Raw genomic sequence first — 13,351 nt, 5'->3', positions numbered from 1 at the left:
AGGAATCCCGATGCCAGACAACAGGAACCGCAAGCGACCGATACAGGTCAAATTTTTCGTAGATGAAAAAGAACTCGGCTTGATAAAGGCGAGGATGGCGCAGCTTGGGATAGAGAATATGAGCGCTTACCTTCGCCAAGTGGCAATCGACGGATATGAGGGAAAAACGGATTTTCCTGAACGCTGTGAGCCGAAAAATCCCTGACTCACTTTTCAAGATAGATTGATGTTCAGCTTCGCAGGAGTGTAGCCAATTTCCTTGAAATTGTTAAAGGGATTGGGATGTTTCCCAACAAGGTTTTGCAAAAGGTAAGCACGGTTGAAATTTTGCAAAACGCACGAGTGGGTACCGCCGTGCATTGCTTGCCAGAATGGCAAGCTCCGGTGTGGGTACTCACCGGATTTGCTTGCTATTCTGTAAGGAAATCCAGGTCGTACCACGCCGGTTTTCGCAAGTGTAGCTACACTTGCTGTGCTTGCTATTCTCCGTTTCCCATGTTAGCAAGCGCCATTTCCCAAATGGAAATCGGCGGCAACCGCCGCCTTGTCTGCCAAAAAGCGAAACGGACGGGCGCTGTCAATGGCGGCGTAGCCGTTCATCTTGACCATTGACGGTGTTCGTCCGTTTTGCTACGCAGTAGCACTTGAACGAATATAGTGTCGTTTAACGTCGGCATACAATTCGTGGAAAGTGGGATATTTCAGTTCCTTTCGTATATCCTTTCCGTACAAGAGGACGCTGCTCTCGACCAGCTCTGCCATGCCGAAGCTGTCAAACGCATAACTATCGGTAATTCGTTCTCCGCTTGTGCCCCAATATACTACACGGTCAGTTTTCTTTGAGAGGAACGCATCCAGGGTGAGCATCCCGCACTCAAAAGAACGGTAATAGGGATTATCGGGTTCATCTACAAGCATAGCTTGGCGAAGTCCAACGAGCGATTTTGCCTGTTCCTCCGTTATTTGCTTGCTTGTCAATACAAGAATATCAAGATCGCTCCAACCCAATCTGAAATCAGCAGATCATGTTAATGGAGTATGCAAAATCTCAGCACTTTCCGAACCCGACATTCTTTATTGATGACGGGTACAGTGGCATGGATTTTTCCAACCGCCCCGGTTTTCAGAAGATGCTTGCGGAAATTGAAGCCGGTCATGTGGAAGTGGTGATTACGAAAGACCTTTCAAGACTCGGTCGTAATTCTTCGCTGACAGGGCTTTATATCAACTACACGTTTCCTCAGTACGGCGTGCGGTATATTGCCATCAACGACCACTTCGACACCATCGATTCCAACAGCACCGACAGCGACATGGCTGGTATCAAGAACTGGTTCAACGAGTGGTATTCCAAGGATACCAGCCGCAAAATCCGTGCCGTCAACAAGGCAAAGGGGGAGCGTGGAGAGCGCTTGACTACCAACGTTCCCTACGGCTACAAACGTGACTCTGACGATCCTAAGAAATGGGTGATTGACGAGGAAGCGGCACGGGTCGTGAAGCGGATCTTTGCGCTCTGTATGGAGGGAAAAGGGCCGAGCCAGATCGCCGCCTTGCTGGAAAAGGAAAAGGTGCTGAATCCCACCGCTTACAAACAGCGGGAGGGCAGAAAAACACCGCATCAGACTCCGGAGAATGAGTACCGCTGGCACGAAAGCATCGTTGCTTATATCCTCGAATACATGGAGTACACGGGCTGCACGGTCAATTTCAAGACCTACACCAACTCCATCTGGGATAAGAAGCAGCGGGAAAATCCAATAGAGAATCGCAAGATTTTCTATAACACCCACCCGGCGATCATCTCTCTGGAAGTCTTTGATAAGGTGCAGGAGATCAGGCAGCAGCGGCATCGCAGAACGGCAACGGGCAAGAGCAATATGTTCTTCGGCTTGGTGTTCTGCAACGACTGCAAGCAGAAGTTCTACTACTCCACCACCAGCTATTTTGAAAAGAGGTAGGACTTCTTTATCTGCTCCACCCATCGTGCCAACAAGGATAAGTGCAGCGGACATTATATCCGTGCTGTTGTGCTGGAACAGATCGTCTGGAAGCACATTCAGGAGGTCATATCGGTAGTCACTCGCTACGAGGCCTATTTTCGTTCTGAAATGGAGCAAAAGCTCCGTATGCAGAGCGAGGAATCTCTGCGGCTGTATCAAAAGCGGCTGGCACAGGCTGAGAAACGAATCGGAGAGCTTGACCGTCTTTTCATCCGCATTTACGAGGACAATGTTGCCGGTCGGCTGGACGATGAACGCTTCGCCATGATGAGCAAGAACTACACTGAGGAACAGAAAGACCTCAAAGCCGAGGTCAAGAATCTGCAACAGCAAATCCATGAACAGGAACAACAGGCAGAGAATATAGAGCAGTTTGTTCAGCGGGTAAAGAGGAGCAGCACCCTCACGGAGCTGACCCCCTATGCCCTCAGAGAGCTTGTGAAGGCGGTCTATGTGGACGCACCTGACAAGTCCAGCGGCAAGCACAGGCAGAAGGTACATATCGAGTACGACCTTGTGGGCTACATTCCCGTGGATGAGCTGCTAAAAGCGGAACAGGCATGACCGAGATCATGCCTGTTCCAAGAAATTTGATTTTACTGTCTTACCAGCAGAGAGCCTTACGGCTCTCTTTTTTGCTTCATTCTCGACCATCCCAGCAGTAGGTGCAGAGCTTGTCTTTGTCCAGGCCAACAGATTCGATCATATCGTCGAGCCTGTGGTAGCGCAGGGTTGTGAACTTTAACTGGCTGCAGATCCGGCGGATCATTTCCTGATACTGATCGGATTCGGGGTCTGCATAAACCTCGAGGTTCGGATACTTATCGGTGCCCTCCATGTCCTGAATGACACGGCGGGTGATCAGATCCATCTCCGAAGAGGAACGGGAGAAGTTTAAGTATTTACAGCCATAGAGCAGGGGAGGACATGCGGGACGGATATGTACCTCTCTTGCACCGCTTTGGTATAAAAATTCAGTTGTTTCCCGCAGCTGTGTACCACGGACAATGGAGTCGTCAATCAACAGCAGGCTTCTGTTCTGAATCAGGTCATGAACCGGGATCAGCTTCATCTTTGCGATGAGGTTTCGGCGGCTCTGCATGGTCGGCATAAAGGAACGCGGCCAGGTAGGCGTATATTTGATAAACGGTCTGGAATAGGGAATACCGGATTCATTGGCGTAACCGATGGCATGTGCAACGCCGGAATCCGGTACGCCTGCGACGATATCGGGATGAATCGTGCCGGAATCTCTTTTTGCGAGGGCAGCGCCGCAGTTATAACGCATGCGCTCCACGCTGATACCTTCGTAGGTGGAAGAGGGATATCCATAATAAATCCAGAGGAATGTGCAGATTTTCATCTTTTTGCCTGGAGCGACCAGCGTGCGGACCCCTTCGGGAGTCATGATGACGATTTCTCCGGGACCGAGCTCCCGCAGTGGCTGATAGCCGAGGTTTAAATAGGAAAATCCTTCAAAAGCGAGACAGTGCGCACCTTCCTTGCGTCCGAGGGAAATCGGGGTACGTCCCAGCTTGTCGCGGGCTGCGTAGATTCCCTTGGGGGTTAAAAGGACGATCGACATGGAACCGTCGATGATATCCTGCGCGTACTGAATGCCCTCGATCAGGTTTTCTTTCTGGTTGATCAGAGCAGCAACGGCTTCGGTTGCGTTGATTTCACCGCCGCTCAATTCAAAGAAATGGGTAGGGGATGAGTTCATGATCTTATCGACGATCGTATCGATGTTGTTGATTTTGCCGATGGTCATGATTGCATATGTGCCATGGTGAGAGCGGATCAGCAGGGGCTGAGGCTCATAGTCGGAGATACAGCCGATTCCGAGATGTCCGCTTAAGTTGTTCAAGTCTTTGTCAAATTTGGTTCGGAAAGGAGTGTTTTCAATGTTGTGAATTGCTCGATGAAAGCCTTCCTTTTGGTGATAAACCGTCATTCCGGCACGCCTTGTTCCCAGATGGGAATGATAGTCCGTTCCGAAAAACAGGTCAAAAATACAGTCTTCTTTTGATGCTACTCCAAAAAATCCGCTCATTTTCGTCCTCCGGTATAAAAAATTGTTTCAGGCCATACGCATTTTATTGTAGCACAGACATTTCAGAAGCACAATCACAAATGGGTCGAGTATGCAAAAGAAAGAAACATGGGAATCGATTTTAACCCAACGTTTTTCTACCATGAAAAGGCAGCAAAGCTGACGCTATCCAGCCCGGACGAAGAAATTCGCCGGTTTTGGATTCGACACGGGCAGGCATGTATCCGCATTTCCCGGTATTTTGCAGAAGAACTGGGGCAGTCCTGTGTGATGAACATCTGGATTCCGGACGGCTATAAGGATATTCCGGCAGCCCGACTCGGACCGCGGGCACGTTTTAAGGATTCGCTGGATCAGATTTTATCGATTCCGTATGACTGCTCCAAGGTTTATGTGTGCCTCGAGTCCAAGGTATTTGGCATCGGCCTGGAATCCTATACGGTCGGTTCGAGCGAATTTTGCTTGAATTATGCGGCGAAAAACGGTATTATCAGCTTGATGGACAATGGACGTTATCATCCGACCGAGGTGGTTTCGGACAAGCTTCAGACGATTACGCCGGAGGATTTCCGCGCGCTGGCAAAAGATTTTAAAGTGACATTACCGGAGAGATTTTTGTATGAAACAGAATAAAAACCGCGGGCTTTGGCTGGCAGGAACCGTGTGTGCTGCTCTGGCAGCCATTGCCTGCCTCATCGTAGAATATGGATATGAAAAAATCATCCTGCCGAGAGACTATCAGTGGATGTATCCTTGGATGCAGACGGCAGTATTGACAGGGGCAGTGGTTTTTACGGTGCTTGCGGTGCTCTGTCAGCTTCCGGCGTCGGGCAAAAAGAAAATAGCGGCGATAGGGTGCGTTATCGTTGCAGGCATCGGAGTCGTTGTCTGCAGCGGACTGGCTGAGACCGGACAGCTTCAGGTGCTGCGCTCCCCTGCCGGAAATTATCAGGTGATCCTGGAAAAAGACGAAGAAACCGGACAGTTGATGTTAAACCGCCCATATAAAGGGTTTTTTCGGTATCAAAAAGAGCTTCTGCCTTTTACAGCAGACAGCAAGGTAAACAGCCGCTGGCTGCAAGAGGATGCCTGTGCACTGTACGGAACCGATACGGACGGCAACCCGGCGGCGTATCTTGCGACCTATGGCAGCCGCAGCATGGACGATATCGCCTATGTGGATCCCCTCAGCACGATGCACGGTATTTGGGAAGGAACGGACGCAGATGGACAGACATGGACCCTCAGCGTCGGCGGTCAGGATGCGGTAAAGGACGCCTGGGTCAGACTTTCCGGGAAAACGGTGACCTCCTGGTACGGAGAGCCGGAATGCGAACGCTATGGTACGATCGGAATGATTCTGAAAGACGGAACGCAGGCGGATTACTTTGTCGTGCTGAATAAAGACTGCGTCTGGGGAGACAGCGGATTGATCGGCAGCGGAAGTATGACGATTTGCAAGGCTGATTTGGATGAAGAACCGATTATTCTTTCCAGACAGGAAGATGTAGACGGCGACAGAGACTGGTCTGACGCCGGAGGAGTAGAGGATATTGGACAGGCGACCTGGGCAGAAAATCCGGACAGCTCCTTTGATGCGGCATTTGGTGTGGATGCAGAGGATACGGATGCCGGCACAGGCAGCCAGAGTAACGACGAAGAGAGCTGGGACGAAGGTGCGGATGCCGGTTGGCTGCACAGCGAGAGCGAGGCAGAGGCTTCCGTAGAGGGCACGAAGATCCGATATCAGATGATCGTCGAGGATGCGGCGCTGGGCAGTCGGTTTTATGGTCTGATTAAAAGCACGGACGGCGGGGCGCATTGGCAGGTAGTCAGCAGCGATCCCTTCGGCGGACAGATGGGCGGCAGCGTAGAATTTACATTTCTCGATGAAATGTTTGGCTTTGCGACGCTTTCCCACAACGGTGGGGATGCCGCGGTGTTATATGTGACGGAAGACGGCGGAGAGCATTACGAACAGGTAGAATTTGCCCACAAAACCTATACGGACAGCATTGGAAATATCGTCGCACCCTATGATTATCCCAAGATGCCTTATGAAAAAGACGGCGTGATCTATGTGCTGTGCGGACAGGGCGCGGACGGAGATTATGACGGCGGCGACAGCCTACATCTGGCGCGGTACCGCTCAGAGGATCACGGACACAGCTTCGTCTTCGATACGCTGGTGGATGGAACGTCGGAGGGGTGATTCCAGAAATTTCGGAACAGGGGCTTGACAGCCGGAAAGAAACTGTGCTACAATCCGAACCAATGAAGCAAACGACAGAAAAATCCTCTGTTGTTATAACAAAAAAGACTGAGATGGGAAAGAGTAAGACTGAGACGGAACCTACAGAAAGCAGCCGGCTGATGAGAGGCGCAGGGAATGACAGTCCGAATACATCCCGGAGTTCTGCACCAAAACGGTTGTTACGGAGTAGGCTGCAGCGGCGCATGCAGCCGTTATCAGGCAGGGGTATCGCTTTGAATCTGTATCAGAAGCATATTCAGAGCCGTACTTCACGAGGCAGGCAGTGTGAGCTGTCTGTGAAAAAAGGTGGTAACACGAAGCGTTGGCCCTCGTCCTTTTACAGGATGAGGGCCTTTTTTATCGTATAATAAAGCTATAAAGCAGGAGGAACACGAAAATGACAGTATTTGACGAACTCAAAGCCAGAGGACTTCTGGCGCAGCTGACAGACGAAGAAGAAATCAAGGAGTTAATCAACAACGGTAAGGCGACCTTTTATATCGGCTTTGACCCTACTGCAGACAGCCTGCATGTCGGTCATTTCATGGCGCTGTGCCTGATGAAGCGGATGCAGATGGCAGGCAACAAGCCGATCGCCTTAATCGGCGGCGGTACCGGCATGGTCGGTGATCCGTCCGGCAGAAGTGATCTGCGCCAGATGCTGACCCCGGAAACGATCCAGCATAACTGTGATTGCTTCAAGCAGCAGATGAGCCGTTTTATCGATTTTTCCGATGGAAAAGCACTGATGGTCAATAATGCGGATTGGCTTCTGAAGCTGAATTATGTAGAGCTGCTCAGAGAGGTCGGCGCATGCTTTTCCGTTAACAACATGCTGCGTGCAGAGTGCTATAAACAGCGTATGGCAAAGGGACTGAGCTTCCTGGAATTCAACTACATGATCATGCAGAGCTACGACTTCTACATGCTGTACCAGAAATATGGCTGTAACATGCAGTTCGGCGGCGACGACCAGTGGTCGAATATGCTGGGCGGCACGGAGCTGATCCGCAGAAAGCTCGGAAAAGACGCATATGCGATGACCATTACCCTGCTGTTAAACTCCGAGGGCAAGAAGATGGGCAAGACCCAGAAGGGTGCAGTATGGCTGGATCCCAATAAAACCTCCCCGTTCGAGTTCTACCAGTACTGGAGAAACGTTTCCGATGCAGATGTTATGAAGTGCTTAAAGATGCTGACCTTCCTGCCGATCGAGCAGATCCTGGAGATGGAGCATTGGGAAGGCAGCCAGTTAAACACTGCAAAGGAAATCCTGGCCCACGAGCTGACCGAGCTGGTACACGGTAAGGAAGAGGCTGACAAGGCAGAAGCCGGTGCAAAGGCACTGTTTGCAGGCGGCGCAGACGCAGATATCCCGACCACAACACTGACGGAGGCAGATTTACAGGACGGCAGCATCGATATTTTAGGACTGCTGGTAAAATCCGGTCTGTCCGCATCCCGTTCCGAAGCACGCCGCAGCGTAGAACAGGGCGGCGTATCTGTAAACGGCGAAAAGGTAACAGACGTAAAGACCCAGTACGCGGGAGAAGATCTGCAGGGCGAAGGCATCACCTTAAAGCGCGGCAAAAAGAGCTTTAAGAAGATCGTAATGGCGTAAAACTGACTGTTTTGGCGTTCCGATAATGAAAAAAGGAGTAACGGTTCAGAGCCAACCTCCAAAATGCTACGCATTTCGTCGGTGTGGCGTATCCGCCAAATAAAATTTCAAAAACAGTTATAAAAATGCAAGCATTTTACACCTGTTTTTTGAAGTTTTACTTGGCTCTGAACAGTTACAAAAAGGAAATGAATGAAATCCCCTTCCGGTGCATATCATGTAACAGCACAGACGGAAGGGGATTTTTTATATGGAAAATCTGCAGTCGGATCATTTGGATACACAAAATCTATACCGCGATATGCAAAAGCGGACAGGCGGGGAGATTTACATAGGAGTGGTAGGACCGGTGCGTACCGGGAAATCGACTTTTATTAAACGGTTTATGGATGTTGCAGTGCTTCCTTATATGGAAGATGCAGCGCAGAAAACGCGGGCACAGGATGAGCTGCCCCAGAGCGCGGGCGGACGGACGATCACGACGACGGAGCCGAAATTTATCCCGCAGGAGGCGGTAGAGTTAAAGCTTGCGGGAGAGGTTACGATCCGCGTTCGTCTGGTGGACTGCGTAGGATTTATGGTCGAGGGCGCTGCAGGACATCTGGAGAACGGTGCAGAGCGGCTGGTTAAAACGCCGTGGTACGATCACGAGATTCCCTTTACGCAGGCTGCAGAGCTGGGCACAAGAAAAGTTATCACCGACCATTCGACGATCGGCGTCGTTGTGACGACGGACGGAAGCTTTTCTGATCTGCCGCAGGAAACCTATCTGGATGCGGAAAATCAGGCGATTTCGGAATTAAAAAAGCTGCATAAGCCGTTTCTGGTGCTCGTCAATTCCTCGCATCCGTCAAGCCGTACCGCACGGGAGGCGGCAGAGCGGATTGAAAAACAGCATAGCGTTGCTGCGATGCCGGTCAACTGTGCGCAGCTTTCGGAAGAGGATATCCGGCAGATCATGGAGCAGATTCTCTATGAATTTCCGGTCAGCCGCGTGGAGTTTTACATGCCGAAATGGGTCGAAATGCTTCCGCTTTCCCATCCGTTAAAGACCGGGCTGATCGAAAAAATTCGGGAGCTGACCGGGAAAATTCGCACGATCCGAGATGTGGCGGAGCATCCGATCGTCCTTTCTTCGGAGTATGTCCGCAGATGTATGACGGAACGGATTGATCTCGCGGACGGCTGCGTGCGGGTGCTTTTAGACGTTGAAGAACGCTATTATTACGAAATGCTCAGTGAATATGCGGGGGAAAAAATTGAGAATGCGCAGGAGCTTCTGCACACACTGCGCGTGCTTTCCGGCAGAAAACAGGAATACGACCGCGTTGCGTCTGCGATGGAGGCGGTGCATACAAAGGGATATGGAGTGGTGCTGCCGTGCCGGGAGGAAATCCATCTGGAGCAGCCGGAGGTCATCCGGCATGGAAACAAGTTCGGAGTGAAAATCCGTGCAGAAAGTCCGTCTTTACACTTTATCCGCGCAACGGTTGTGACGGAAATCGCCCCGATCGTCGGGACAGAGCAGCAGGCGAAAGACCTGATCGGTTATATCGATGAGACGGGAAAACAGGACGGCATCTGGGAAACGAATATTTTCGGAAAAACTGTGGAGCAGCTGGTCAACGATGGTATTCGTACAAAGATTTCTATGATCGGGGAAGAAAGCCAGGAAAAGCTGCAGGATACGATGCAAAAGATCGTCAACGATTCGACGGGCGGAATGGTGTGTATCATTATCTAGGCGTGCTGGCGTCAGCACGGTCGCTGCGATATAAACAGCCGGACGCTTTTTGGGAAACGCCCGGCTGTTTCTATCAGCCGCTCAGTCGTCGTTTACCGCTTCGCGGTAAGGATTATAGCGGGAGGTGCCGACAAACTGCGTGCTGATTTCTTTGCCATTCAGATAGGTCGTAAAGTAAGTGTCGGCGCTCAGTGCTCCGGTCTGCTTTGCCCACAGCTTAAAGCTGCGTCCGGCAAGCTCCTGGTTCCAGACAAGGACGTTGACGGTCAGGTGCTTGTTGGAGGTATCGGTATACAGGACAACCGGTGTCGTGTAGTCGTTGCGGAATTTGAGATCCTTGGAGCCTGCAGCGATTGCGGCGTCAAGGCCCTTGGGAAGATAGCTTACCGGCATGCTGTGCGGATTGCGCTGTACGACGGTAAGACCGGCATTTTTTACCGCATTGTAAACGGTAGAGGAGATCTGGCAGACACCGCCGCCAAGACCGCTTGTATGGGCACCGTTTACATAGACACCGGCTTCTTTATAGCCGTTTGCACGGGTCCTGGGCAGAATCGTGTCGCTGACAGAAACGGTCTGGCCGGGCAGGACAATCAGATTATTTAACCGGGACGCACCCACAACGATGTTATTGCTGCGGTTTGCTCCGCTCGTTTGGAAGCTGGTCGTGCAGGTGCCCGCCAGAACAAAGTCTGAGCTGGTGGAAACCGTTCCACTGTCCAGTACCTGTGTCATCAGGGAATCGTTTAATTCCAGCGTGATATCGGTGCACTGTCCGGTCAGAATCAGGCTATGGAGCATCTGGGCGAGCCAGTCGGGCATCGAGGAGACTGCTTCTGTGTGCTGAGTGCCGCTTATGTGAATATAGCTTCCGGCGCCGTTATCGAATACCGGAACTGCCGCTGTCGTCGTCATGGAGGCGATAGACGCGTTGATTGCGGAAAAGAAGGACTGGAAAACCGCTGTGTTTAAAAAGGTGCAGTCGATCGCACCGTTATTGTTGGTCAGGCGGACAGGCATATCCTTGAATGCATCCATTCCGGTCATCCAGGTGTTTCCGTTCCAGGTGATGGTCACCTTTTTCGTCATCCATTCCGGATTCAAGTAGGTGGAATCCCCGAACACTGTGTTGATAGAGGCGGCAGGAAGCGGGGAAGCGTTCCATCCGGCATCTGCCTGCAGTGGAACGATAAAAAGAAGCAGACATGCCAGGATTCCCGCCAGACGGGCTTTGAAGTTTTTCATGATACACTCCGTTCTGCAGACGGCTTGAAAAAGCGTCAGCGGATAAAAAAACTGTTGTCAGGAATTGAAAATAGACTGACAGAAAAAGATCTATCAGCCTGTTTATTGTACTACAGATTTGAAAAAAAACCAACTCAGTCTTTTAAGAAAATCTCAATGACCGGGACGAGGGTATGGGGCTTTACGTTGGGAACATAGAAGACCAGATCCTTTGCAGCCTCCGGGTCGTCTGTTAAGAAGAAGCAGTCCGTGCCGTCGGTGAAGCGGACTTCGCTGCCGTCATGCAAAAACTGTGCGTATTCCACCTTGCCGCCAAGACCGGGAACGCGCAGATAGCCGAACGGATAAGCGAACAGATGCAGATAGAGACGTTTGCCGTCTTCACTCTGGGTCAGGCGGCAATCTCTGGGTTCTTTAAATTCTGGTTCTGCCATCGTGCAGCCATAAATCGAGCGGCTGTTGTATTTCATCCAGTCAGCGAATACCTTCAGGGCTTCTTCCGCGCGGTAATCCAGATAGCCTCTGGAGGTGGGGCCGACGTTCATCAGCAGGTTGCCGCCGCGGGAAACGGTGTTGACGAGCAGGCGAATGAGCATTTCGGGAGATTTCCAGGTCTGTTCGTCTCTGAAATATCCCCAGGAGCCGGAAAAGGTGTGGCAGGCTTCCCAGGTAACGAGCTCGCCGGTTTTTTTGTCGCGTACCCACTGGTCGGGCTCGTACTGTTCGGGTGTCCAGAGATCCTGATCAATTTCTGTGCGGTTGTCGATGATGATATGGGGCTGCAGGGCGCGTGCAGTTGCGATCAGCTTTTCTGCCTCCCAGTCGTCCTTACCTTTGCCTTTCTGCCATGCTTTATCGCCGGTTCCGTTGTTCTGGGAATAAGAGAAGTCAAACCAAAGGATGTCAATCTTACCGTAGTTGGTTAAAAGCTCGGTCACCTGATCCCGCATGTACTGCGCATATTTTTTTATGTCGCGGCCTTTGCTCTGCTCATAAGCGTCCGGATCATCTCTGCGGGGATGTAAGGGGTCAATCGGGAATTCCGGATGATGCCAGTCGATCAGGGAGTAATAAAAACCGATATGAAGCCCTTCTGCACGGAACGCATCCACATATTCGCGGATCAGGTCTTTGCCGCAGAGGGTGTTGGTGGACTTGTAATCGGTATATTTGCTGTCAAAAAGGCAGAAGCCCTCGTGATGTTTTGTTGTCATGACGACATATTTCATGCCTGCCGCTTTTGCCTGTCTTGCCCATTCCTTCGGGTCGTACAGATCCGGATTAAAGTGTTTAAAATAGAGATCGTAGTGATCTTCCGGGATTTCTTCGTAATTTTTGACCCATTCGTGGCGTGCGGGCATGGCGTATAAGCCGAAATGAATGAACATGCCGAAGCGATCATGGGTAAACCATGCGGTATCGCCGGGGGTAGGAAGTGTTTTGTAGCTGCTCATGGCAGAATCCTCCGTTTCAAAAAGTGTTGTAAAGTACGAATCCTTATGGCATTATTGTAAGAAATACCGGGCAATAGGAACATGGCAAAAGGATGTAAAAATATGGAATATCCACGCAGCTCGGACAGAAGATAAAAAGATAGAGAAGGACTGAAAAACTTGCAGATCACACAGAATCAAAATGCGATCCGGATATGGAAAAATCTGGAGCTGAATATTATATATGCAGGACATGCCATTGTCGGGCAGGACTGGAAGGAACCGAAGGTATGTTCTCCGTTTTCCCGCATTTATTACATCGTTGACGGGGAGGGCATCCTGACCGTAAACGGTCAGAGAATTGTCCTGAAAAAAGGGAGCGTCTGGCTGGTTCCGGCAGGCATGACCTTTGGATATTTCTGTGAGTCCTCTATGGAACAGCTTTTTTTTCATCTGAATGTACTTTGCAGCGATGGAACAGATTTATTGTATGGGGTCCGGCAGCTGTATGAGCGAAAAGAACAGACAGGGGAAATTGAGAGGGTCAAGGGACTGTATCAGAGTGAAACCATGACGGATGCGATCCGGCTGCAGGGAATGCTTTGGGAAACCCTTGCGGGATTTTTGGAGCAGGCAAAGTTGGATGGGGAGGAGTTAAAAGAACACTCCCCGTTAATCGGACAGATGTTTGAGCTCGCGCAGAATCCGGTCAGTGTAGCGACACATGTGCGGACGCTGGCACAACAGCTCCATGTTTCGGAAAGCACACTCACACGCCGGTTCCGTGCAGAAACCGGGATTTCTCCGGGTGAATATCTGGAACGGCTTGTCGCAGGGCAGGCCTGCAGAATGCTCCTGTCCGAGGATTACAGCATCGCAGAGATCGCTGAGATCCTGCATTTTTCCGATCAGTTTTATTTCTGTAAATTCTTCAAACGTCATATGAATCTGACACCGAGCGCTTATCGGAGGCAGATGCGGAAAGGATAAAAATACCG

At 50.8% G+C, this 13,351-nt stretch carries 12 protein-coding genes; 8 read left to right on the top strand and 4 right to left on the bottom strand.

Going from position 1 to position 13,351, the window contains the following annotated elements; genetic code table 11:
• The first annotated feature begins 10 nt into the window (after positions 1–10).
• On the top strand, positions 11–205 hold the full coding sequence (locus OCV62_RS01770; protein ID WP_262584832.1) for a plasmid mobilization protein: 195 nt from the start codon (positions 11–13) through the stop codon (positions 203–205).
• A gap of 425 nt (positions 206–630) precedes the next feature.
• Here OCV62_RS01770 and OCV62_RS01765 read toward each other — a convergent pair whose 3' ends face one another.
• A complete protein-coding gene (locus tag OCV62_RS01765) occupies positions 631–918 on the bottom strand; it encodes a hypothetical protein (protein WP_262584831.1) in 288 nt (95 codons plus the stop codon).
• Between the two features lie 107 nt (positions 919–1,025).
• On the opposite strand from OCV62_RS01765, the gene OCV62_RS01760 reads away from it, so the two are divergent.
• Entirely contained in the window at positions 1,026–1,961 is a 936-nt protein-coding gene (locus OCV62_RS01760; RefSeq protein ID WP_262584830.1) for a recombinase family protein, read from the top strand.
• A 9-nt stretch (positions 1,962–1,970) separates the two neighbouring features.
• Positions 1,971–2,567 carry a DUF4368 domain-containing protein gene (locus OCV62_RS01755; protein WP_262584879.1) on the top strand — a complete coding sequence of 199 codons (597 nt, stop codon included), beginning with the start codon at positions 1,971–1,973 and terminating at the stop codon, positions 2,565–2,567.
• Between the two features lie 76 nt (positions 2,568–2,643).
• Here OCV62_RS01755 and OCV62_RS01750 read toward each other — a convergent pair whose 3' ends face one another.
• Positions 2,644–4,056 carry an amidophosphoribosyltransferase gene (locus OCV62_RS01750; RefSeq protein ID WP_262584829.1) on the bottom strand — a complete coding sequence of 471 codons (1,413 nt, stop codon included), beginning with the start codon at positions 4,054–4,056 and terminating at the stop codon, positions 2,644–2,646.
• A gap of 21 nt (positions 4,057–4,077) precedes the next feature.
• On the opposite strand from OCV62_RS01750, the gene OCV62_RS01745 reads away from it, so the two are divergent.
• From OCV62_RS01745 to spoIVA, 4 genes are all read left to right on the top strand, one after another.
• Positions 4,078–4,689, top strand: a complete 612-nt coding sequence (locus OCV62_RS01745; protein ID WP_317258830.1) for an L-rhamnose isomerase — start codon at positions 4,078–4,080, stop codon at positions 4,687–4,689.
• Complete coding sequence (locus tag OCV62_RS01740) at positions 4,676–6,268, top strand: WD40/YVTN/BNR-like repeat-containing protein (protein ID WP_262584828.1); 1,593 nt, start codon at positions 4,676–4,678, stop codon at positions 6,266–6,268. The genes OCV62_RS01745 and OCV62_RS01740 overlap by 14 nt, the downstream gene beginning before the upstream one ends.
• A 439-nt stretch (positions 6,269–6,707) precedes the next feature.
• Entirely contained in the window at positions 6,708–7,931 is a 1,224-nt protein-coding gene (gene tyrS / locus OCV62_RS01735) for a tyrosine--tRNA ligase (protein WP_021914124.1), read from the top strand.
• Between the two features lie 274 nt (positions 7,932–8,205).
• Positions 8,206–9,675, top strand: a complete 1,470-nt coding sequence (spoIVA, locus tag OCV62_RS01730; RefSeq protein WP_317258829.1) for a stage IV sporulation protein A — start codon at positions 8,206–8,208, stop codon at positions 9,673–9,675.
• An 81-nt stretch (positions 9,676–9,756) separates the two neighbouring features.
• Here the strand turns inward: spoIVA and OCV62_RS01725 are convergent, their stop codons facing one another.
• Both OCV62_RS01725 and OCV62_RS01720 read right to left on the bottom strand, forming a co-directional pair.
• Entirely contained in the window at positions 9,757–10,920 is a 1,164-nt protein-coding gene (locus OCV62_RS01725; protein ID WP_262584826.1) for a VanW family protein, read from the bottom strand.
• A gap of 134 nt (positions 10,921–11,054) precedes the next feature.
• Positions 11,055–12,374 (bottom strand): alpha-L-fucosidase, encoded by a 1,320-nt coding sequence (locus tag OCV62_RS01720; protein WP_021914127.1) that lies wholly within the window; start codon positions 12,372–12,374, stop codon positions 11,055–11,057.
• Between the two features lie 159 nt (positions 12,375–12,533).
• Here OCV62_RS01720 and OCV62_RS01715 point away from each other — a divergent pair, with 159 nt between their 5' ends.
• Positions 12,534–13,343, top strand: a complete 810-nt coding sequence (locus OCV62_RS01715) for an AraC family transcriptional regulator (protein ID WP_262584825.1) — start codon at positions 12,534–12,536, stop codon at positions 13,341–13,343.
• Positions 13,344–13,351: the final 8 nt, after the last annotated feature.

Source organism: Gallintestinimicrobium propionicum (assembly GCF_025567525.1).
Lineage (GTDB): Bacteria > Bacillota > Clostridia > Lachnospirales > Lachnospiraceae > Gallintestinimicrobium > Gallintestinimicrobium propionicum.
Note: the sequence above shows the minus strand (reverse complement) of the source record. Positions and strands in the feature narration are given on the sequence as shown.